This is a genomic window from Pontiella sulfatireligans (assembly GCF_900890705.1).
GTDB lineage: Bacteria > Verrucomicrobiota > Kiritimatiellia > Kiritimatiellales > Pontiellaceae > Pontiella > Pontiella sulfatireligans.
This window is the reverse complement of sequence record NZ_CAAHFH010000002.1, coordinates 1-23,089: the sequence shown is the minus strand read 5'-3', so window position 1 is coordinate 23,089 and position 23,089 is coordinate 1. Positions and strand designations below refer to the sequence as shown.

The 23,089-nt window shown below is 53.4% G+C and carries 13 protein-coding genes and 1 tRNA gene; 12 read left to right on the top strand and 2 right to left on the bottom strand.

The window, feature by feature from the left end:
• Positions 1 to 27: 27 nt before the first annotated feature.
• The 12 genes from SCARR_RS13360 to SCARR_RS13305 all read left to right on the top strand — a co-directional run bounded on the left by SCARR_RS13360 (position 28) and on the right by SCARR_RS13305 (position 21,002).
• Positions 28 to 1,563 carry a sodium:solute symporter family transporter gene (locus tag SCARR_RS13360; RefSeq protein WP_136064595.1) on the top strand — a complete coding sequence of 512 codons (1,536 nt, stop codon included), beginning with the start codon at positions 28 to 30 and terminating at the stop codon, positions 1,561 to 1,563.
• Positions 1,564 to 1,578: 15 nt separating this feature from the next.
• Positions 1,579 to 3,102 (top strand): sulfatase family protein, encoded by a 1,524-nt coding sequence (locus SCARR_RS13355; protein ID WP_136062189.1) that lies wholly within the window; start codon positions 1,579 to 1,581, stop codon positions 3,100 to 3,102.
• 263 nt (positions 3,103 to 3,365) lie between these two features.
• Positions 3,366 to 3,548 (top strand): hypothetical protein, encoded by a 183-nt coding sequence (locus SCARR_RS13350; RefSeq protein WP_136062188.1) that lies wholly within the window; start codon positions 3,366 to 3,368, stop codon positions 3,546 to 3,548.
• A gap of 74 nt (positions 3,549 to 3,622) precedes the next feature.
• Positions 3,623 to 6,664, top strand: a complete 3,042-nt coding sequence (locus SCARR_RS13345; protein ID WP_136062187.1) for a sulfatase-like hydrolase/transferase — start codon at positions 3,623 to 3,625, stop codon at positions 6,662 to 6,664.
• Positions 6,665 to 7,199: 535 nt separating this feature from the next.
• Entirely contained in the window at positions 7,200 to 8,069 is an 870-nt protein-coding gene (locus tag SCARR_RS13340; RefSeq protein ID WP_136062186.1) for a helix-turn-helix transcriptional regulator, read from the top strand.
• Positions 8,070 to 8,355: 286 nt separating this feature from the next.
• Positions 8,356 to 9,555, top strand: coding sequence for a hypothetical protein (locus SCARR_RS13335; protein ID WP_136062185.1), 1,200 nt, complete (start codon positions 8,356 to 8,358; stop codon positions 9,553 to 9,555).
• 433 nt (positions 9,556 to 9,988) lie between these two features.
• Positions 9,989 to 12,736 carry a right-handed parallel beta-helix repeat-containing protein gene (locus SCARR_RS13330; protein WP_136062184.1) on the top strand — a complete coding sequence of 916 codons (2,748 nt, stop codon included), beginning with the start codon at positions 9,989 to 9,991 and terminating at the stop codon, positions 12,734 to 12,736.
• Positions 12,736 to 13,035 carry a hypothetical protein gene (locus SCARR_RS13325; protein WP_136062183.1) on the top strand — a complete coding sequence of 100 codons (300 nt, stop codon included), beginning with the start codon at positions 12,736 to 12,738 and terminating at the stop codon, positions 13,033 to 13,035. The genes SCARR_RS13330 and SCARR_RS13325 overlap by 1 nt, the downstream gene beginning before the upstream one ends.
• Positions 13,036 to 13,187: 152 nt before the next feature.
• Positions 13,188 to 15,944 (top strand): discoidin domain-containing protein, encoded by a 2,757-nt coding sequence (locus SCARR_RS13320; RefSeq protein WP_168433294.1) that lies wholly within the window; start codon positions 13,188 to 13,190, stop codon positions 15,942 to 15,944.
• Positions 15,945 to 16,280: 336 nt separating this feature from the next.
• The gene (locus SCARR_RS13315; protein ID WP_136062181.1) at positions 16,281 to 18,482 is read left to right on the top strand and encodes a beta-glucosidase; all 2,202 of its coding nucleotides are present in this window, start codon (positions 16,281 to 16,283) and stop codon (positions 18,480 to 18,482) included.
• A gap of 445 nt (positions 18,483 to 18,927) precedes the next feature.
• Positions 18,928 to 20,463 carry a putative Ig domain-containing protein gene (locus SCARR_RS13310; RefSeq protein ID WP_136062180.1) on the top strand — a complete coding sequence of 512 codons (1,536 nt, stop codon included), beginning with the start codon at positions 18,928 to 18,930 and terminating at the stop codon, positions 20,461 to 20,463.
• Positions 20,464 to 20,914: 451 nt separating this feature from the next.
• Positions 20,915 to 21,002, top strand: a tRNA-Ser gene (locus SCARR_RS13305).
• A gap of 30 nt (positions 21,003 to 21,032) precedes the next feature.
• Here the strand turns inward: SCARR_RS13305 and tadA are convergent.
• A complete protein-coding gene (tadA, locus tag SCARR_RS13300) occupies positions 21,033 to 21,569 on the bottom strand; it encodes a tRNA adenosine(34) deaminase TadA (RefSeq protein WP_136062179.1) in 537 nt (178 codons plus the stop codon).
• A gap of 224 nt (positions 21,570 to 21,793) precedes the next feature.
• Positions 21,794 to 23,053 (bottom strand): ATP-dependent Clp protease ATP-binding subunit ClpX, encoded by a 1,260-nt coding sequence (gene clpX, locus SCARR_RS13295; protein WP_136062178.1) that lies wholly within the window; start codon positions 23,051 to 23,053, stop codon positions 21,794 to 21,796.
• Between the last annotated feature and the right edge of the window lie 36 nt (positions 23,054 to 23,089).

Genomic DNA, 23,089 nt, shown 5'->3' with positions numbered 1-23,089 from the left:
CTTTTGAACGGCATCGACTTTCTGGTGATGGGTATTTATCTGATCGTGCTTATCGGGATTGGCTCTTGGGTAAGTTATCGGCAGAAACACAACGAAAATCTGTTTCTTGCGCAGCATTCACTGGGGGCCACCAGCATCGGTTTGACAATGTGGGGAACCAATGTAGGGCCCTCGATGCTGATCGCTTCCTGCAGCATCGGCTACACCACCGGGATCGTGGCGGCCAACTTTTCGTGGTATGCCTTTGTTTTCCTGTTTCTGCTGGCGTTTGTTTTTGCGCCGTACTACCTGCAGGCGAAAACCAGCACGTTGCCGGAATTCATCGGTACACGTTTTAACCAGCATTCGCGCGAGTTGCTCGCGTGGTATTCACTGGTAACCATTCTGGTCTCCTGGCTGGGCATGACGCTCTACGCGGGCGGCATTCTTGTCACCCAGATCATGAACTGGCCTCTGTGGGTATCCATTACGGCGCTGGTGGCGATATCGGCCTTCTTCACCCTGACCGGCGGGCTGAAAACCGTGGCGCACACCAACGTGTTCCAGATGTCGTTGCTGATTATTGCATCATTGACGCTCGTGGTGTTCGGTGTGATCAAAGCCGGAGGAGTGACGGCCATCTATGAAGGTGTTCCGGAAGGATATTGGAAGCTGTTTCTTCCGGCGGATAATCCGGATTACCCGTTTTACGCGATTCTGCTCGGCTATCCCGTGCTGGGCATCTGGTTCTGGTGCACCGACCAGTCCATGGTGCAGTCGGTGCTCGCCGCGAAAAGCCTGAAGCACGGACGGCTTGGTACGGCGACCTGCGGCTATTTGAAAATTCTCGATATGTTCATATTCTTTTTGCCGGGGGTCATCTGTCTGATCTTGTTTCCAAACCTAGGAAACCCGGATGAAGCCTACATGACCCTGGTGAGCGAATTGCTTCCCCATGGTTTGATTGGGCTGATTATGACCGTGCTGATGGCCGCGCTGATAAGCACCATTGCCTCGGCCCTCAACGCGCTCGGCACGGTGTTTACGTTGGATGTCTATCAGAAGCGCTTCCGGCCCGAAGCGAGTACGAAAGAAACCATTTACATCGGACGGATCGTCACGGTGGTCGGCTCCTTCATCTCCATTTTTCTCGGGCTGGGCATCGCGAAGCTGCAGGGGCTCGATCTCTTCAGTCTTTTCCAGGCCATTTTGGGGTTCCTGGCTCCCCCGCTGAGTGCCGTGTTCCTGGTTGGCGTGCTGTGGAAGCGCGCGACTTCCACGGGTGCGAATGCGGTGCTGACCTTTGGAACCGTGGCCAGTCTTGGCATCGGCTTATGCTATCTCATGCATTGGCCTTCTGAAGAGGCTTGGCCGCACTTCCTGTTTTTGTCCTTCCTGATTTTTGCAGGGCTCTGCCTCTTCATGATCATTGTTTCCCTGTTGACGCAGACGGAGGGGGAGGTCAGTCCGCTGCCGTCGTTGGCCGACACCTACCGCGCGAGCGGCAAAGTCAGTGCCGGAGTCTGGACGGCGTGGGGCATCCTCATTGTTCTGATGATCGGCCTCTATATTTTCTTCAATTAACAAAGGGATCAATCGATGAAACAAACCAACTTGATAACTGTATTGATCGTATTCGGGGCCGTACTCGCACTGCATGCCGGCGCAGGTCGCTCGCCGAGTTCGACCCGGCCCAATATCCTGCTGATCTATACCGATGACGTCGGCTATGGAGATATCAGCTGCCAAGGTGCCACCGGAGTGAAAACGCCGAATATTGACCGCATTGCCAGAGAAGGCCTTTCGTTTCCGAACGGGCATTGTGCCGCATCGACCTGCACGCCTTCGCGTTACAGTCTGCTGACGGGGGAGTATTCATTCCGCAATGACCGCGCGCAGATTCTGCAGGGAGACGCTCCGGCGTTGATCAAGCCGGGAACATTCACGCTGGCTGATGTGATGAAGCGGGCCGGTTATGCGACCGGCGTGGTTGGCAAGTGGCATCTCGGCCTTGGTGACGGAAATCTGGACTGGAATGGAGATATTAAGCCCGGCCCGCTGGAAATCGGATTTGACAGCTCCTTCATCATTCCGGCTACATTGGATCGAACTCCCTGTGTTTTTTTGGACAACCACCGCATCTACAAACTGGATCCGGCCGACCCGGTGAGCGTCAGTTATGATGAACCGCTGCGTGAGTATCCGATCGGCAGTGAACGGCCGGATCTGCTCAAACAGCATCCGTCGCATGGACACGACCAGACCATTGTGAACGGGATTTCCCGCATCGGCTATATGAGCGGCGGAAAAAGTGCGCTGTGGAAGGACGAGAATATCGCTGATGTGCTAAGCGAAAAAGCATGTGCCTTTATTGACCAGTATAGGAACGAACCTTTCTTCCTCTATTTTGCCTCTGGCGATATTCATGTCCCTCGCTGCCCTAATCCGCGATTCCGTGGGCAGAGTTCCATGGGGTTGCGAGGGGATGCCATTGTTCAACTGGACTGGTGCGTCGGGCAGTTGCTGAACAAACTCGATGAGCTGAATCTGGCAGATGATACACTGGTGATTTTCACCGGCGACAACGGGCCGGTTCTGGATGACGGCTATCAGGACCAGGCGGTTGAAAAGGTCGGTGACCACCGGCCGAATGGTGATTATCGCGGCGGTAAGGCCTCCCGCTATGAAGGGGCAACTCGTGTGCCGTTTCTTGTCCGCTGGCCGAAGATGATTGGTGCTGGCACGACGTCGGATGCGCTGGTGGTCCAGATGGACTTTGCGGCATCGTTTGCGGCCATGCTCGGTGTCAGGATTCCGGAGGGAGAGTGCCGCGACAGCGAAAGCCATCTCGGGGCGCTGCTCGGAAAGAAGCCGGACGGGCGCGCGGTTTTCGTGGAGGCGGGGATCGGCGGACTGACGATTATTCAAGATGGGTGGAAATACATCGAGCCGGGGCGGATCACGGACTGGATTACAACCCCCTATGAGTGGAAGAAAATCGGAATGTCGGGCGAGCTCTACCACTTGCAAGAAGATCCTCAGGAAAAATACAACCGCGCTGATCGGTTCCCGGAAAAAGTCGAGTCGCTCAAGATCATTCTTCAAAAGGTCAAAGGGGAATAATCGAATGAAAGCATCAGGATTCCTGTTGTTTTTGCATTGTGCGGGAAGAGCGCGACAAGCCGGCGAACGGAAACGAGTTGTACGACCTGCTGAATGATTCCGGCGAAAAAACAACCGCGGCCACGATGCCCGACCGGGTCAAAGCCATGCGCGCCACTCTGTACTTATGAGAGAAGGATCAAGACGCCGTTCCTTCCGGCTGGCCGGTCGAGGTTGTTTCGGAAGGGCTCTACATGGTGTGACTCGAGGATGTCCAGTCCGACATGTTTGGTGAAAATGTGCAATGTGTATTGCGTTGCGGCGACCGGGTCCTCCGGAAGCCGCGCAACAAGGGCATGCTCGACCTGGTGTTTGAGGAAGTGCTCTTTCCACATGGCCGGCACATGTTCCAGATCGATTTTGAAGGCGATGTTCAGAAGAATACATGGAGATGTAGTCATCAATGATTTGGGTTGCCGGCTGATTTGGATTCGAAACGAAAGCCAGCCGTAGTCCGTTAAATGTTCACGCAGGAGAAAATATGAAATATGTAATGATCTATCACGCAAACCTGAACTACGCGTATCTTACGCCGGACAACTATGAATTTGTTATCCGCGAAGCGTACGAAATGACTATCGACACGATGCGGAAACAGTTCCCGGGCACAAAGTATGTGTTTGAGGCGAGCGGATACACGGTTGAGATGATGGAGAAATATGCGCCCGCTGTGGTGGAAAAGCTGAAAGCAGCCATCGCGGACGGCTCCTGTGAATTCATGGGTTCACCGTACGCGCATCCGATGCTGCCGAACTTTCCTGAAAAAGACTGTGCATGGTCGCTGGAATTTTCGCATCGGATCTATGATGAAGTGCTGGGCATGCGACCGGTAAGTTTCTGGAATCCGGAATGCGGTTGGCGTGATTATGTTCCCCGCATGATCAAAAATGCAGGCTACAAATATCTCGCCGGCGACTTTGAATCCTACAGCCGTTGCGAAAACGGTCCGAACGGCGGTCCGCAGCGTCCGGAGATTTATGCGAAAGAAGCCACCAAAGAGAAAAACTTCTATAATTTCGATTTCAAATACGACCTGCCTGCGGACGACTATGCGTTGCATTATCCCTTTAATCATGTTCACGATTTAGGGGAGGATGAGCTACGGGTGTTTCTGCGCTCCGACCGTGTTTGCCAGTATGCGGTCCGCTATTTCATGGGTATGGAAGGCTATTCCCACGAAGACTATCTGAAAACCATCGATCGCTACAGCGGCGACCGGGAGGGACAGGGCGAAGGTGCGCTTGTGATTTTTGCTGACGATGCGGAATACATTGGAACCAACGGCTGGTTCCGGCTCAAATACCAAAATGAGCCCGATCGCGTATTTGAAAAGGTGCCGGACGCGCAGGAAAAACTCATCGCGCTGGTCACGGCCGTGAAGGAGCGTGGCGAATTCATCACGTTTGCCGAAGCCTGCAAATTAGCGCCGAACACGCAGCCGATCACCTGGGACGACGATGCCGCATGGCACGGCGCGCGCGCCAGCACCTGGGCCTCAACCCCGATGGCTCGCATGCTCCGCCCGTGGCAGGATTTGATCCGCGAAAAACTCAATTTGATCGAAGCCGATCTGCCGGTATTGGTCTCCGAACGCATTTGGTATCATCTCACTAACAGCTACAACTCCGATGGCCAGTGGCCGCCCACGCTGCCGCATGCGCCGCACATCATCCACCCGTTCAACTATGCCTACTGCTACGAAAATCTGCTCACCGCACACCATCTGGTCGGCGGCGTGGATTTTGAAGGTCTCGACTCCGATGCTGCGGAAACGCTTGGTGAGGTGGTTGATATGCAGAGTCGGCTGATTCTGAAGAAAGCCAAAAAACTACAGGCAGGCGGCACGGAAGCGGAGAAAGCCGATGCAGTGCTGGCGGAACGTCTGCTGGCTGTGGCGATTGAAAAAGAGTCGGTGCGTGGCCGGAAAACCCTCGATGCGGGCGAATACATGGTTCGTGCCGATGCGATGGTTGAAGCCCGCCGTTTGGTCGGCGGCATCGTCATTGAAAAGGCCGAAGCGCCGGTCGATGTCCAGAGTAGCGCACCGGAAACCGTCTGCCAGCGAGCTGGTTGGAGTGGCGTAACCAACATGAAAAAACGAATACTATCGCTGGTGGCACTCGGCTTCCTTTCGGTTCAGATGGGGCTTGCCGCCTCTCCGGAAGCGCAGCCGAATATCCTATTGATGCTGGCGGATGATTTAGGGTATCGCGACTTATCCTGCTTTGGCGGCACCGCCGTCCAAACGCCGAATCTCGACCGGCTGGCGAAGCAGGGAACAACGTTTACCCATTTCTATTCGGCCTCGGCGGTATGCACACCCACGCGCGCCTCGGTTCTGACCGGGCGCTATCCGCTGCGGTTCAATATTACCCGCCACTTCAACGATATCGACGGCTTCCTCCCAGAAGCCGCAACCACGGTCGCCGAGGTGCTGCGGGATGCCGGCTATACGACGATCCATGTCGGAAAATGGCATTTGGGCGGGTTGCACGTCGACGAGAGCGGTCGTCGGTTGACCGATCAGCCCGGCCCGCGCCAGCACGGCTTTGAAACCTATCAAACCCAGATCGAGCAGCAGCCCCTGCGCACAGCAATGGGCAAGGGACGGACGATCTACCGGAAGGGCGGCACCGTTCTGTTGCGCAATGATCAGCGGGTCGGGGCCGATGATCCGTATTATCCCAAACATCTGACCGAGGCCAACGGGGACTTCGCTCTTCAGAGGATCGAGGAATGCGCGGCGGCGAATAAGCCGTTTTTCCTGAACCTGTGGTGGCTGGTTCCGCATGCGCCTTATGAGCCCGCACCGGAACCGTATTGGTCGGAAACGGCGGCGGATGGCATTAGCGAAGACCAGCACTGTTTCCGCTCCATGGTGCGGCACATGGATGCCAAGGTGGGGCAGATCCTCGCCAAACTTGATGAGTTCGGCCTCGCCACCAACACGCTGGTGCTGTTCACCAGCGACAACGGAGCGGCGTATGAAGGGAATATCGGCGAGCTGAAAGGCGGAAAAACCGACCTGCACGATGGCGGAACACGCGTGCCGATGTTCGTCCGCTGGCCCGGGAAAATTCCCGCGGGTCGCGAAACCGACGCGTTTGGAAGCACGATAGATCTACTGCCGACCCTCTGCGAAGTGGCGGGTGTTGCGCTGCCCGGGGATCTGTCGGTGGATGGAACGAGCCTGCTGCCGCACATGACCGGCGGGGCCGCTCCGGACTGGGCGCAGCGCGGGACGGTTTTCTGGCAGTTGGATTTATATAAACAAATCCAGCGGCACTATCCGAAACCCAAGCCCTACGCCACCGAAGTCGTGCGGTCCGGCAAATGGAAAATGCTTTCCCGACAGGGGATTCCGGTGGAGCTGTTCAACATCGATGCGGATCCCAATGAAAAGAGAAATTTGCTGTCCCGACACCCGGAACGGGCCACCGCCATGGCCGGCCAGGTCAGGGCCTGGCTGGCTGAAAAACGGATTACGGATGGAGTCATCGCGAAATCCAGCGAAGAAAACTGATTTTGAGCTAATCTGCAGGAGTAATCGGGAGCAGCTATGAAAACAAATAAGCTTCGTCCGTAGCATATATGGGTTTCAACCGGGATTCATAACCGCGGATGAACGCAGATGGACACGGATAAACAAGCAAATTAAAGATGCATCCCGATCTAAATAGGCCCGCATTTATCGTATCAAGATATCCCGAGCCAAGAATGCCCGCCATTTTATGGATTCGCCCCATATCCGCGCTCATCCGTGTCCATCTGCGGTGAAATGAAACTGCATTGCCCAATGATTCGGCGGAAGAGCCATTATAATACGTTCGTTCCTGTTCAAGTGCTTGCCCTTGCGTGATGGGGTGTTGCCTTTCTTCTGCTCCATGCTATTGTTCCTTTACTCGTTTGTGGTGAATTGAAGAACGGTTCATTCTTGCATGAAGCACCCAGTTTTCAAATTGGGCATTTTTATTTACAGGCGACCTTGAATTCAGGCTTAAATGATCGAGGTGGTCGGAAGGTTTTGACAGACGGCATGCGGGGAAGGGACTACGAGAATGACTAGAAAATCGTTTGAGTGCAACTATGACAATCGGATTGCGGAATATTACGATATAAATTTGATTCCGCCAGAGGACAGCGGGGCTACGGTGATCGGCGGCGGCTACGAGCATTGCGGGGAGAAGTATAGGGTCGAGCGCAATGACTTCAAATTCTATGTGATTGAATACATAGAGGCTGGGGAAGGGACGTTAATGCTGCACGAAAAAGAACAGCCGTTGCATGCTGGAACTATTTTTTTCTACGGGCCGCGCATCCCTCATAAAATCATTTCCAATCCGGACAACCCTCTTATTAAGCACTATGTAGTTTTTGCTGGCCACAAGTTGGTTGACCTAGTCAAGTCACTCCGGATATCAAAAGCTCCGCTGCATGTCACGCATCCCTATCGCGTCGACAACATGTTTAGGAACTTGTTGTGGATGGGCGGTAACGAGGGGTGTCATCGACACGAGATTTGTCTTCTGCAATTAAAGCAGATCGTTCTGTACGTCGATGAGTCGGCTGTTTTGCAGAAGGTATCGCGCTCTCCTGCGTGGCAAAAATATTTGCGGGTTCGCGAGTATGTCGAACAGAACTACGCTGACATATGGCGCCTTGAGCAGATTGCGCAAAACTGCCATCTCGACAAAACATATCTGTGCCGGCTTTTTAAACAATATGGGGAGGAGTCGCCGAACAAGTTGCTTGTCCGTCTAAAAATGAGGAGGGCTGCGGACATGATGCTATCCAACCCGACCATGTTGATTAAGCAGGTCGCGGATGCCGTCGGCTTTCCCGATCCATACCATTTTTCCCGAGTCTTTAAGCGCACCTTCGGGGTTAGTCCCGAGATCTATGAAAAAACGGTGCGGCCATCTGATTAGGTTTCTCTCTCAAAGACTGAGGAATAGTGGCCTCGGTTTTAACCTTCCTTTTATGGCGCCACACGCTGAACCAACTTAACCCGCGGCCTAAAATTGCAGGGCCGCTTTTTTTCTTGTCAGTGCAATATCGTCCATCAAGAGATCAATATCAGCCATTTCTAATATGAAGGTTATATGATCTATTAATTACCGATCGGGGTGGTGTTCAGTATGCATTCCTGAGGCAGGGCAGATGAGAAGTGAACGCGAGGTAAGTTGGTAAATATAATTCATGATAAGGAGAAGTATGAATAAAAGAATGAAAGGTGAAGCATGGTTGCGGGCGACCGCTCTGGTGTTCGTTGCAAACGCTGTAAGTTGTTTTGGCGCGGTGCTGGTTTCGGATAATCTCGACTTGGGAGAACGTAGACTCAATGCGCAACTTTACAATACGCCGATACAGTACAGCTCGATTGAGAGCGCCACCAACTGGTTGAGAGCGGCGGACTATCGCTATATTAATTACCGAGAAATCGACGGGGAAACGGTGGCGGCGAGCGGTAAATTCCCATATGCACAGATCGAAGCCGGGGTTGACTATACCAGTTTAACCTCTCGGGTCGTTCGTTTTTCCGTGGATGTAAAGTTCAACAATGCGAACCAGTCCCTTATGAATTCGAATGACGTCTCCTGCGCCATTTTGTATTGGGGTAATCAGTTTAAGGGGATACCGATTCAGACGGCCAGCGGCGATGATGTTGCGACCGACGGCTTCCGCCTGCGGCTTGATCCGTACAAAGGCATGATGCAGATGAGGTCCTACGCGAACAACGCGGTTTTGAGTACAAACAGTTTCATGGTCGGGTACGACCGGACGAACGATTGGTTTCGCATGTCCTTTGAATATGACAAGACGGTAAGCGAGTTGACGTGGAGCGTTGTGAACCTTGAAACGTCGACCGCAGTGTCCAACTCTTGCACCGTAACTGCGGCCGATCTGCCGGATCCCGCAAACATGACCCGAACCGGCTTCTATGTCGGCAAGCTAACCAGTGCCAACTATGTAGAGGGCACGACTCCGGTGACCATGTTCGACAACTTTTCGGTTGAAGATTACGGAGAGATACTTCTTGGCTATGACTTGTGGGCGGATGATCATTCCGTGGGCGAAATGGGTGAAGACCCCGACGAAGACAATGTGGACAACCTAGAGGAGTATGCGTTCGGGGGCAACCCGAGCGACCCGGACGACATGGGCACCGCTTTTTTTGGCACCTCCTCGTTGGGCGGTACGAACTATTACAACGTCATACATCTCATGCTCATTGACACCAATGAGGTTGAATACATCGTCGAAGTCAATGATGACCTCGTTAGCGGCAGTTGGACAAATTCCGGCAGCGTGATGAGTAGTGGTGCGTATGATGAGAGCTACGACCTGGTCACCAACGCCATTCCGATGGATGCTGAACAGGGATTCATCCGCTTGCGGGTCAATCAAAAATAATGTTCTTGTGTCCGGAGGTCAGGAACCGGGTCTCCGGACAGATGAAATGGAATATTTTATTGCGTAGGCTTGGGTTTAATGCCCCGTTGATTGCAACGTATTGAAATTTGAACAAATTAGATGCCCCGCAGCTTGCTGCGGGGAGTTTTATTTATGGAGTGAATGTACTTGAAGGCGGAGCCGCGCTGGTTTGGAGCGATCAGAAATGACTCATCTATTATGCGATGGGATATTAGTTCCTTCCATTCTCACTTCTATCCATTTTGCGTTCCTTAGCGAGCCACCCTTAATCCGCTCCGACGGAGCAGGTTTAACCAGCGAATTTATAAAACCTACGAATCTTTTTTCGGCATCCCATTCGTAGATTTCATTCATTCGTTGGTAAACCTATTAAACTGCGGTTCTGCTGCGCAGCCGCGTTAGAGGAGTGACCATGATTAAATTTGGTTTTATGGAAAATCGTTTTGCGAGGGTGGTCGGTGCGTTGATGCTATGCTCATGGTGTCAGGCGAATGTCAGTTCCGACAGTCGGACCCTTTTTGTTTCTCCCAATGGGGACGATAATAATACCGGCTCAAAGTCCGAACCATTGGCGAGTTTGACCGGAGCGCGGAACCGTATCCGTACCGCGAAACAGAGCGGCGCATGGTCTGAGTCGCTTACTGTACAATTTGCCGATGGCGTCTATGAGATTACAGAGCCGGTGATTTTCGGCCCTGAAGACAGCGGTACGGCGGAGGCTCCCGTCATTTACCGGGCGGAACATTCCGGTAAAGCGATGATTAGCGGCGGCATCCATGTTGCCGGCTGGCGGGAAAAAGAGCCGGGCGTTTGGGCGGCATCCATGGGGAATGGACGGGAGTTTTACCAGCTTTTTATTAACGGCGAACGGCGGCAAAGAGCCCGCACGCCGAACAGGGGTTATTTGAAGAGCTTTGGGCCCGCGCGTCCGGTGGCAAACTTTGGCGCATTGGACAGAAAGGATCTGAGATATAATAAAGAATTTCGCTATCGCGATGGAGATTTTCAGAACTGGCCGGATCTCGCCGATGCACTTGTGGTTTCCTACCACTCGTGGCTTGTTTCGGTGCACTGGATTGACCGCATCGATCCCTCTCAGGGCATTGTATATATGCGCAATCCTGCCGGCTGGCCGTTTGGTAAATGGGACAACCAGCAGGAGCGTTACTCTATCGAAAACGTCAAGGCGGCCTTCGATGCACCTGGAGAGTGGTATCTCGACAAGGCGGCGGGTGAGTTGCTTTACCGCCCCCTGCCGGGAGAGGCCATGGCTAACGCGGAAGTCATTGTTCCGGTCGCTCAGCGCCTGCTCGAGCTAGAGGATGTCGAACATCTTGCATTCGAGGGGCTGTCGTTCCGTTACAGCGATTGGCGCTTGGATAAGGATCGGTACCGCAATCAGCAGGCTTTTCCGAAAGTGGACAGCACTCCCATTTTTGGGCGCAAGCTGCGGAACACCCGGTTCGAGAATTGCGAGATCGCTCTGGCGGGTGCACATGCCATGGTTTTGCGCGCAGGCTGCCAATACAATATTGTTCGCCAATGCCATATTCACGATATGGCTGGCGGCGGTGTTTATATCGGTGCCTCCGGCTTTGTCCCGGACGGAACTCCCGATGCGATGCTGTCGTACAGCAACACGGTGGACAACTGCTTTATTCATCATTTGAATCACACATTTCACGGTGCAGTCGGAATTTTTATCGGCATGGCATCCGGGAGCCGGATCACCCATAATGATATTTCCGAATTCGACTATACCGGAATTTCTGTTGGCTGGACCTGGCGGAGAGAAGGAAATACGTATCATCATGACAATCTGATCGAAAATAATCACGTGCATCATCTGATGCAGGGGGTTCTTTCGGATGGAGGAGGAATTTATACGGCCGGTTACTATCAGAAAGGAACCGTGATCCGCGGGAATGTGGTTCATGATGTGTATCATCATCCGACTCATTGCAACTCAAAAGGAATTTACCTCGACGGCTGCAGTTCGGACATCCTTGTTGAAAACAATCTCTGTTACAACATCAGCAGCTTTGGTATCCAAGCCAAAGGGGAGCGGAATATCGTCCGCAACAATATTTTTGCCTTTTGCGGTGAAACTGGGATTTCGCGGGTTAAAGCCACAAAGGACTCTGTTCCGCTGGATCAATACAAGACCAACGTGTTTGAGCATAACATTGTTTATCTTTCGCACGATCTGATGACGCAGGGGCTCCTGATGACACCCCTCTCCGCCTTTGACAGCAATTTATATTGGAACTCTACCGCTTCGGGGGACGTTCGTTTTTTCCCGCAGATGTCAGAGCGGAGCAAGGATAACCGGAGTTTCTCGTTTAAGGAATTGCAGGCGACCGGACAGGATGTTCACTCTCTGGTTGCCGATCCAGGGTTTGTGAATCCGGATCGGCGTGACTTCCGCCTAAAAGTCGGTTCTGCGGCGCTGGTATCCGGTTTTATTCCTCATGATTTTTCTGAGGCAGGACTGTATGGAGGAAGTGCATGGACCTCGCTGCCGGCACAGCTGACGTATCGTCCCATTGAAACCATTGATCCGGAATGGCAGGAATTCCATTATGATTTTGAGGATCATTATACAGGGATGAATCCGATGACCTGCTGGATGCCGGCGGAGAAAGGCGATTGTACGGTCCGGATCAGTGATGCGCGTGCGGCGTCTGGGTCAAAGAGTGTTCTCTTTCAGGATGGTGCTGACGCTCCGTCTTATTTTCCCATGATGACGATTGCAAACCCCTATACTGCCGGGCGATACCGGTTGTCGATGCAGATTTGGAACGATCCCGCATCTCCGGCGCTGATCAGCGTGCAAACACGTTCGCATATGGGGGCGGGCTATTTGATTGGTGCAGATATTGGGATCCAGGCGAATGGAGCATTGGTCGCCTGCGGGAAGAAACTCTGCACGGTGCCATTCGGCGAGTGGGTATTGCTGGAATTGACATTCGGCGGCGGTGCAGGCAACGCCGCAACATACAATGTCGCAGTAATTCTGCCCGATGCATCACGCAATGAATACAACGACCTGCCGGTCAAAGACGGCGCATTTGAAAAGTTAGGCTGGGTCGGGATCATTGCGAACGGCCGACAGGGACGTTTTTATTTGGATGACTTGCAACTGAATGAGGTGCGGTAATGAAAAATATTTCATTAAAATCTAAGACGCTTTCTGTGGCGGTCACAGCAGACCGGTCGGCACAGCGGTCATTCATCTGTATGCGGAAAAATCCGGGGTGTTTGGCCGATGACTGTGAAATTGTTCTCGGCAAGGTCGCAGATAATCAGGCGACGTCTACGGCTCACGACTGGATGCTTGAAGAACGTTGCGCCCTATGGAATCAGCAATTGATTCGTCGCGTGGGAGAGGCTCGCGAGGGAGCTTGGGCGGTGAATGTCGAACAAGCCGGGCTGTATCGGATTTCTTTAGGTCGCTGACCGCCCGGGGCTAACCATCCGATTGTGCAGCCGATGGTTTGGTGCTCGGAAGTTATTATGCCATCAGTGAGCATCATTGAGCTTATTGGGCTATAGATAGCCTTCAGTTATCTTTCAGAAGGAAAATGTATGAAAGAAGAGGAGCGACGAATATGAGTAAAGTCATTACAGACCACAACTGGCGGGCCGAGTGTATTGTGCCTAGAAGAAAAGGGCCGTATATGAATTCGGTGTTAATGTTGGCGTTTTTGTTCGGACTTTCAGGTATACTGGCCGTAAGTGCCACAGTGCTTCTTTCCGATAATTTCGATACCTCGACAACCTTGTATGTTTCCCCCTCCGGAGATAATGCCAATTCCGGGGTTTCCTGGCTGCTCCCGCTGCAAACTCTTGAGGAAGCGAAGACGAGGGTGCGCAGTTTAAATGCGTTTATGGCAAGCGATATCGTTGTCCTCTTGGCTGGAGGGCGTTATGAGCAATCTGTTCCGCTTGTGTTTAGTGAGCAGGACAGCGGAGCAAACGGATATAATGTTATCTGGAAGAATAAAGACGGCGAATGTCCGGTGATTTCCGGCGGTGTGTTGAAGAATATGTCGTTTTCTCCATGGAAGGATAGCATTTATCTCAGCAATGAATCTTTTATCTTTCCCTACAGGGATTTATGGATCAATGGGGAACGTTGCAGTCTCGCGCGTCTCGAAAACACCAATCCGGTTCGATCGGGCGCGTATTTCGTTGATACGGATAACTTGTATATCCGGTTTGATCCTCAATACGAGCATCATATCCAAGTTCCGAAAAGTGAATGGGTGGACATTGATTTTTCTAAACCAGAACTTCCTGAAATTCAGGTGCTGGATAAATGGATGTCTCATATTGTTCATGTTTCTGGTGTGAAAACAAACGGCGACTATGTCTACTTGGAGCTGGCAGAACCAGATCGATCCAATATGGCGGACAGGAACCCGCTTTCTGTGAAAGACGCGTTTATTACGCTTGACCTTGGCTCCGTCAAAACAATTAACCAGACTCAAATTGCCTGGTTCTATGGGGCTTCTCGCGATAGTTACTACGACCTGTTGGTATCAACCAACGGGTCGGTCTGGAGTTTTGTGAAAAGCAACGTGGTGCGAACCGTTCGTAGTAACAGTTTGCTGGATATTAATAGCGGAACTTATCAGGCCCGGTACGTCAGATATGTTCTCAAGGGAACATCGATCAATCCTTGGGATTATATTTCCGAGATCCAGCTTTTCAGTGACGGAATTCCTGTTTCGGTGGGATCGTCAACGTTCACTCGCGGAACATATGTTAACGCCTCCGCTGGAGCGGTTACAGATGGAAGCCTGAATACATACTGGAAGGCAGATGTTCCGGACTTCAACGCGTTTAAGGGATCTTTCTGGTTACAAAACCATCGTGCGTACCTAGACCAGGGCGGGGAGTTCATCCGTGCAGCATGGAACGGCGGCGCCTTTTTATATGTGCCTCGTGAGGGCGAAACTCCATCTTCATTACCGGTTGTGGCAGGAAGAATCCCGACCATTGTTGCGATTAAGGGGGGCTCGGCTCCCGTTCGAAATCTTGTTTTTGAAGGCATCCATTTTGCCGACACCACTTATAGCGATATAGATAATAATGGTTTTGTCGATATGCAGGCGGGGACGTTTTATACCGGGAACAACGAGACGGCGACCGTCCCGGCTGCAATCGACGTAGACAACGCCGAGGCGGTTGAATTTTACCGGTGCAGCTTCTACCGGCTGGGAGGAGCGGCGATAAATTTTTCCAAGAAGGTATGCCGTTCCGTTATCGAAGGCTGTGCCTTCGTAGATATAGGAGATGGGGCTGTCTCTATTTATTCCGAGGGACGGAGGCCAATGTTCTACACGAATATTGGGAACAGTTGTGATTTGAATAAGATCAGCATGAATTATTTCAGAGATATTGGACGGCAGATGTACGGTGCTGTGGCGATATGGGGCGTCGGTGGCCGTTCCAATACGGTGTCGCACAACAGCATCTCAAATGTCAATTATTCAGCGGTCAGCTGGGGTTGGGGTTGGGGGTTGGATGATGATGCCCCGGTAGAGGATAATCGTATTGAATATAACCGCATCGAGCGGGCACTGGCGATGCTTTCCGATGGTGGCGGAATTTATACTACAGGCAATCAAATGGATGTGAGTGCCGGATCCTGTCTTTTCGAAAATTATATCAATGGGTTTCAGCGCTATGCATATGCCAACAGTAATTATACCGTTGCCGGAATCTATTTTGATAAGGGGAGTCAGAATATTCTGGCGGAAAACAACGTGATAGCGAATGTTCCAACGGAAATGTATGAAAATGTATATGGGCTCCTAACCGATAACGGTATTGTCTATGATAGGACGTCGTATGATGCAGGGGTGGTTGCCAGAAGCGGCCTTGTTGGTACATATACAAATATTCCTGACACCTATGCACTTGCCCGTCCCGCTCAGCAAGAGAAGCGTAATGTATCACTGGGGTCGATTCTGTATTCCAGTTCAGAGAACAGTGAGGCAACTCGTGCGGAAAGGGCCGTCGATCTGGATATAAATACGATTTGGGCCTCTGGTTCCGGAGATTCTTCGCCATGTTATACAGTTGATCTTCTGAAGACCTATCCCCTTAGCCGTATCGAAATCATCGGCCGGCAGAATGAGGATCAGCCCGATTCCCGGAAAAATTTTGTTGTTGAGGCCAGTAATGACAATGTGAGCTGGAGTGTAATAGCACTTCAAGACGCCACGCCGTACGCCTTTCAGACCACTTGGTGCGCGGATATTATGCCCGTCAGCCGCTGGAGATATGTCCGGGTGCGCAAGACAGACGGACAGCATTTTAATTTTTCAGAGTTCAAAATTTTGATGAGTGACTACTGAGCCGAATACAGCGAGCATTCTGGTGTGAAATGTCTGCTGCGCTGCAGTTCATGGTTAGGACAGAGAGTGAAAATAATAAATAATTGGGTCGTGATGTTTCTGGCGTCATCGGTGTTCGGCTGATGAGCCTGACTGTCGAAAGGGGCAGCGTGTCAGAGTACGCTTTGAGTAGTTCCTTTCTGAAAGAACAAACGGGGTGAATCCCCCGGATATTTTAAAGAAGTACAGGAATAGAAATGCATTCATTATTTGCAGTTTCCATCAGGCTGTCAGGGGCGATGGCCGATTCCGGAAGCTGAACAATAACCGTAGTATGATTCAGGAGAAGGGAAAAGAATGAGTGAAAGACATATAATCGGACTTGGTATTTTGTTGGCAATCTTGGTTGGGCCCGCTTCCGGGGACGGGGACCCCTGGCGCAATACGGCGCTGGACCAGGACGCGCGGGTGGCCGATCTGCTCGGTCGGATGACTATCGAAGAGAAGGTTAAAATTTGTTACGGGGCATTTATTTCCGGCGGGGTGCCACGCTTGGGGATTCAGCCGTTGATACTGGCCGACGGGCCGGTGGGCATCCGTTTGTTGCGCGACCCCAAAATATTTACTTCGACGCATGGGAAATGGCAGAATACGGGCGATGGTGAAGTGGTGACGGTCGGAGCCGATACGATCGAACGAACAACGGCGCTGCCCGGTACTTTGGCGCTGGCCGCCTGCTGGGATCGGGGACTTGCAGAAGAATATGCCGCTGTAATGGGACGCGAAATGCGCGCGCTTGGAAAGCATGTGCTGTTGGCTCCCGGCATTAACATGATGCGCGATCCGCGAGGCGGGCGGAACTATGAATATCTTGGTGAGGATCCTTATCTTACGGCAGAAATGGCCGTCGGATATGTGCGCGGGTTGCAACGTTATGGCGTCGGGGCGAACCTCAAACATTTTGTGGCGAACGAGTGCGAAACCTATCGGCACTACACCTCCGCAAAAATGGACGAGCGCGTACTGCGCGAAATCTACGCCTACCCGTTCGAGCAGGCGATTCGTCGTGCCGGTGCGTGGAGCCTGATGACCGGCAATAATCTATATGCCGGAACGCACGTTGCCGAAAATCATGATCTGTTGACGACGTTGCTGCGCGACAAGGTGGGATTCGATGGAGTTATTCTCACGGACTGGCGATCGGCTTATCGGGCGGAAGCTTCGGTGCGAGCCGGTTTGGATATGACGACCGGGTTCTGCAAATACGCTTATGGTGAAGGCAACCTGCTGAAGCTGGTGAAAGATGGGACGATTGCGGAAGAGAATCTCGATCGGATGGCCGGTCATGTGCTGCGGCTTTATCTGCGGGTTGGTCTGCTGGGCGATGCGTTGCCTGCGGGCGGAGTAGATACGGCGGAAAATAAAGCGGTAGCTCGGAAGGTGGCGCGTCAAAGTATTGTGTTGCTCAAGAATGATCGTACGCTTCTTCCGGTTCTAGATATGAAAACGGCACTCCTTTGCGGGCCGGCGGCCGACAAGGTGATCATGGGCACGGGATCCGGCCGGGTGAATAAAGGCGTTGGCAACGTGAGCATCAAGGAGGCGTTTGTGGCCCGGTTGGGGGCGGAGGCAGTGACCTGCCGTGAATCCGTAGAGAATGTGACGGATGATGATCTGCGCGCGGGACTTGTGGTTTATTGTGCGAAGGATGGCGTCGGCGGGGAAGGTGCCGATCTTTCGAGTACGCAGTTGCCCGGAGCACAGGCGGATGAAATTCGGGCATTGGCGGCGCGCTCCGATCAGCTGGTGGTTCTGCTGCAGTGCGGTACCAGCGTGGATACGACGGGTTGGGACGAGGTGGTGGATGCGTTTGCCGTTGTTTGGAACGGCGGCCAGGCGTTTGGGTACGCGGTGGTTGATGCGCTTACCGGTGACGGCGATTTTGTCGGCCGTTTGCCCTGCGTATTCGGGAATTCGGTAGAGGATTGGCCGGTTGCAGGGGCGGGCGTGGAATGGCCAGCAAAGCGTATTCTTGTTGGTGAGCTTCCTGCCAAAAACTATGGTTCCGACCGGCCGCAGGTTCATGGGTTTGATGCAGAATATAAAGAAGGGCTGTTATGTGGTCATCGATGGTTTATTGAAAAGGGCATTGCTCAGCGCTATCCCTTCGGCTTCGGACTCAGCAGGACAACATTTGAGCTGCAAGAGGGCATGGTTGAACCGGTCGAAGATGGATGGTCGGTGAATGTTGCGGTAAAAAATACCGGCAAGATTTCCGGCATGTGTACGGTACAGCTCTATGCGGAAGATTTAATTTGCAGCGTGGAGCAGCCTCCACGGGAATTGCGCGGCTTTACTCAAGTTCAGGTCGAGCCGGGACAGACGTCCGTTGCGTTTATTAATCTGCGGCGGAATGATCTTTGCTTCTATGACATCTCTCGGAATGCCTGGAAGCTGGAGGCGGGCAAATTTGTTCTCCACGTTGGGACCTCCAGCGAAAATCTTCCCTTAGGGCTGGAGGTGGATGTTGTAAAAGATCAGTGGTTTGCTGCGCCCTGATGCTCTGGTGCTTTGTGCATATAGGCAAGTCACGATTGTAATGCTGTAATAACCGGCGATATTGGGTTCTACGTAAATTTTTATGGTGAGGCTGGCGGTTTCGGATACCTCAGTCCCGTGCATCGGAAAGTCATCAGCAACGAATGTAGGAAAAACAACTAATCCAATCGCCCGGAAGATTCGGTGCTTTTCCTCCTGCGTTAAACCGATGCGTGAAACTCCTGCATCAACTCCCGGCGTTCTTCATCCGTATAAGAAGCACGCCCCAACCCATTATTTTCATTCGTATCCATGCCCGATAAATTATCAGGCTTTGGCTGGCTTGCCTATGGGGTCGGGGAAGAGGCGCATACCTTTGCATGACCATATTGCGTATGTATTTTGCGTAAAGACATATAGTCACTCAGCGGATCAAATGCTTTGCTATCAAAGTTAAGTGGGTGCTATGGCAAATGCAATCAACACAATCTATGAACCGGAGTGCGGAACAGGGAAATATATTCTGACTCCGCCGGAACCGCTGTTCCCTCGCATCAACGGGGCGTCGGTGTTTGGTGTACGAATGGGTTCGCCCTTCCTCTATACCATTCCTGCCACAGGGGAGCGCCCTCTCCATTTTTCGGCCGAGGGATTGCCGGAGGGCCTGCAACTTAATGCGGCGTCCGGCATCATCAGCGGCGCCATCGCCGACCGTTCCCATCGCGAGCATCCGGTTGTGCTGCGCGCGAAGAATGCGCACGGTGAAGCCGAAAAAAAATTCACTGTCGTGGTGGGCGGCACGATTTGCCTGACGCCCCCGATGGGGTGGAACTCCTGGAACTGCTGGAAGGTGCTCGTGGATCAGGATAAGGTGCTCGCTTCCGCCCGTGCCATGGTGGACAAGGGATTGATCAACCACGGCTGGTCCTACGTCAACATCGACGACGCATGGCAGGGACGGCGCGGTGGAAAATACAATGCCATCCAGCCCGACCCCTCCGCCTTTTCTGATATCGGGAAGGTGTGCGATGAAATTCACGCGATGGGTTTGAAAACAGGGATCTATTCCTCTCCCTGGATCACAACCTATGCCGGGCGCATCGGAGGCTCCAGCGACGACTCGAACGGCCAGTGGAATGCAGCAGTCATGGCTCCCGCAAAAATGCCTGAGAAAAAAGCATTTCAGCGCGTTGGGGCATATGTCTTTGACGAAAACGACGCGGCGCAATGGGCGGAATGGGGCATTGATTATTTAAAGTATGACTGGAAACCCAACGATCCGGAGAGCACGCTGCGAATGGCGGACGCTCTTAAAAGCTGCGGGCGCGACATTGTTTATTCGCTGTCCAATACGGCGCCGCTGGAGCATGCCGAACTTTACGGCCGGGAAGTCAACTGCTGGCGAACGGCCGGTGACCTTAAGGACCGGTGGGACCAGAAAGGCCCCCATCTGAACTTGCGCGAGCAATGGGAGTTGCACCGCACCTGGATCGAAGAAGGCGTCCGCGGCGGCCCCGGACATTTCCCCGATGCCGACATGCTCGTGGTAGGCGATGTGAGCACTAGCCACGAGGGAGAACTCGCGCCAACCAATCTGACCGCAGACGAGCAATACGCCCACATCTCCCTTTGGATCCTCTGGGCGTGCCCGCTGCTGATCGGCTGCCCAATCGATACGCTGGACGCATTCACGCTTAACCTACTGACCAATGCCGAAGTGCTGGACGTGCATCAGGATGCCGTCGCCGTGTCCGGAAAATCGGTCCGCGCCGCCGATGGCAACGAGATCATCGTCAAAGACCTCGCCGACGGAGGAAAGGCCGTTGGGCTGTTTAATCTCAATGCCGAACCCGCCGTTGTTGAGCTGAACTGGAAAGGGGCCGGCCTGCGGGGTCCGAAAACCATCCGCGACCTTTGGCGCCAGAAAGATGTCGGTGTTTTCGAGAACACCTTTGCCACCCGCGTTCAGCCCAACGGCGTCGTCCTTATCCGCGCAACCTAGAGCAGGCAGCAAAAAAAATATCATAGGACATATTTCACACCCGCTCGCTTCGCTTACTGAAGACACAACGCCACCAAGGTGTTTTCTCTGTGGCTTTGTGACTTCGTGTGAGAATTCGCCGCAACGTCCGTCCGGCGTTCCCATTGGCAAATGCTCTGGAGTAGGTCACGTTTGAGATGCCATAGATAGTAATGCCTGAACTTAGAGCGTAGCCCGTAGATCCGGCAACCACAGCCGGATCCACGCTGCTTCGCAGCTGAGCTCTGGCTCTACCGCCCCCTCAACCGTTAAATGCTCTAGCCCGCGGTTTGCCCCATATGCTGCCGCGCATTTGGTCTGAGGCGCCTCGCATTTGAATCTAGGTAAGAAAGGGCTTGCCCGCAGCGGGATTAAAATCTACTTTTTCCGCTCTTTCGCAATGGCAGCCTTCGCGCTGCCGGTCCGCGATAACGGAGGAATGGCTGAGTGGTTGAAGGCGCGCGATTCGAAATCGTGTGGGCAGCAATGTCTCGGGAGTTCGAATCTCCCTTCCTCCGCCATTTTTCGCTTTACCGCGCAGGCTGGCGTACTTACCGATCGAATTTGTCGTGTGGCGGGGCGACCCCTGTGTCGTCCTGACGGGCATGCCGTTTGCGGTCTTTGGACGCTTGGCGAATGTTTTGAAAGAAGTCCTGCATAACGGCTTTGCAGTCGTCTTCCATCAAGCCGGTTTCGATTTCGACGGCGTGGTTGAGGTCGGCGGTGTTGAGGATCTGGAATTTGGAGATGGCGCCGCCTCGGACAGGGTCGGTCATGCCCCAGACGACTTTTTGAATGCGGGCGAGGACGAGCGCGCCGGCGCACATGGGACAGGGCTCTTTGGTGACGTACATCACCGCGCCGTTGAGACGCCAGTTGCCGACGGCCTGGGCGGCCTGGGTGATGGCGAGGATTTCGGCGTGGGCGGTGGGGTCGTTGAGCGTTTCGGTTTGGTTGTGCGCTTTGCCGAGCACTTCGCCGTCGCGAACGATGACAGCACCGCAGGGCACCTCGCCTTCGGCGGCGGCGGCCTCGGCCTCGCGCAGCGCCATTCGCATGAATAGGATATCGGGGGAAAAGTTATCCATATTGGAAAAATCCTAAGTTCTAATTTCTAAACTCCAAACAAGCTCCTTGTCACAATCGTCGTCCCGGGGGTGCTTCATTGAGTTGGCCCCAGCACTTCGCATGGGTTACCATGCTTGCACAGGCGTGGCAAAGAGCGGTTGACCGCGAAATTCCCCCCTCCGCTTAAATGCGTGTGGGAGGAGCGGTAATGTTGTGATGAGTCAAGGCGGGGCCGTGCGTCTGCCTATGCCGATTTCTTTTCGGGCTCGATGATCGTTAAGCCTTCAAGCGGATGCAGGCCGTGCTCGACCATGTCGCGTGTGATGGTGCAGTGGGTGACGTCGTCGCGCATCGGGATTTCGTACATTACGTCGAGCATGAGATGTTCGATGATCGCACGCAGCCCGCGGGCGCCGGTCTTGCGCTTGATGGCCATGCTGGCCAGCGACTTGAGGGCGTCCGGTTTGAATTCGAGTTCGACGCCGTCCATGGCGAGCAGCTTTTTGTACTGTTTGACCATGGCGTTTTTCGGCTCGGTCAGGATATGCACAAGCTCTTCTTCGGTCAGTTCCTGAAGCATCGTAACCACCGGAAGGCGGCCGATGAATTCGGGGATCAGACCAAAGCCCAAGAGGTCTTCGGACTCTACGTTCATGGTGACGAAGTTGGGGGAGAGCTCCTGATCTGTCTTTTCTGTTGTGCCGAAGCCGATCGATTTTTTGTCGACGCGTCTCTTGATGATGTCTTCGATGCCGACAAATGCGCCACCGCAGATAAAGAGAATGTCGGAGGTGTCGATTTCCAGGTATTCCTGCTGTGGGTGCTTGCGTCCGCCCTTCGGGGGAACGCGGGCGACGGTGCCTTCGATGATTTTCAGCAACGCCTGCTGCACGCCTTCGCCGGAAACGTCGCGGGTGAGTGAAGCGTTGTCGGTGCGACGGCCGATTTTGTCGATTTCGTCAATGTAGATGATGCCGCGCTGGGCGCGCTCTACGTCGTAGTCGGCGGCCTGCAGCAGCTGCAGCAAAATGTTTTCCACGTCTTCGCCCACATAGCCGGCCTCGGTGACCGTGGTGGCGTCGGTGATGGCATACGGAACGTTCAGGGAACGCGCGAGCGTTTTGGCCAGCAGGGTTTTGCCGCTGCCGGTGGGGCCGATGAGCAGGACGTTGCTCTTGTCGATTTCAACGCCGTCTTCGTCGAGTTTTGCAAACATTCGTTTGTAGTGGTTGTGCACAGCCACGGCGAGCACCTTTTTAGCCATGTCTTGGCCTATGACATACTCGTCGAGCTTCATCTTTACCTCGTGGGGGGCAAGCATGCCGATTTCCTGCGAGGAGGTCGGCTCCTCCGGATGGTCGTCTGTCTGGTGTCCAAGCAGGGCGTCGCACAGGCCCACGCATTCATCGCAAATGAATACGCCGGGGCCGGCAATCAGTCGCTTGACTTCTTTCTCGCTCTTTCCGCAGAAGGAGCATTCGGGTGCACTGTGCTTATCCGCCATGGGGGAATCCTTTGGATTGGGGGAGGGGTGGAAGGG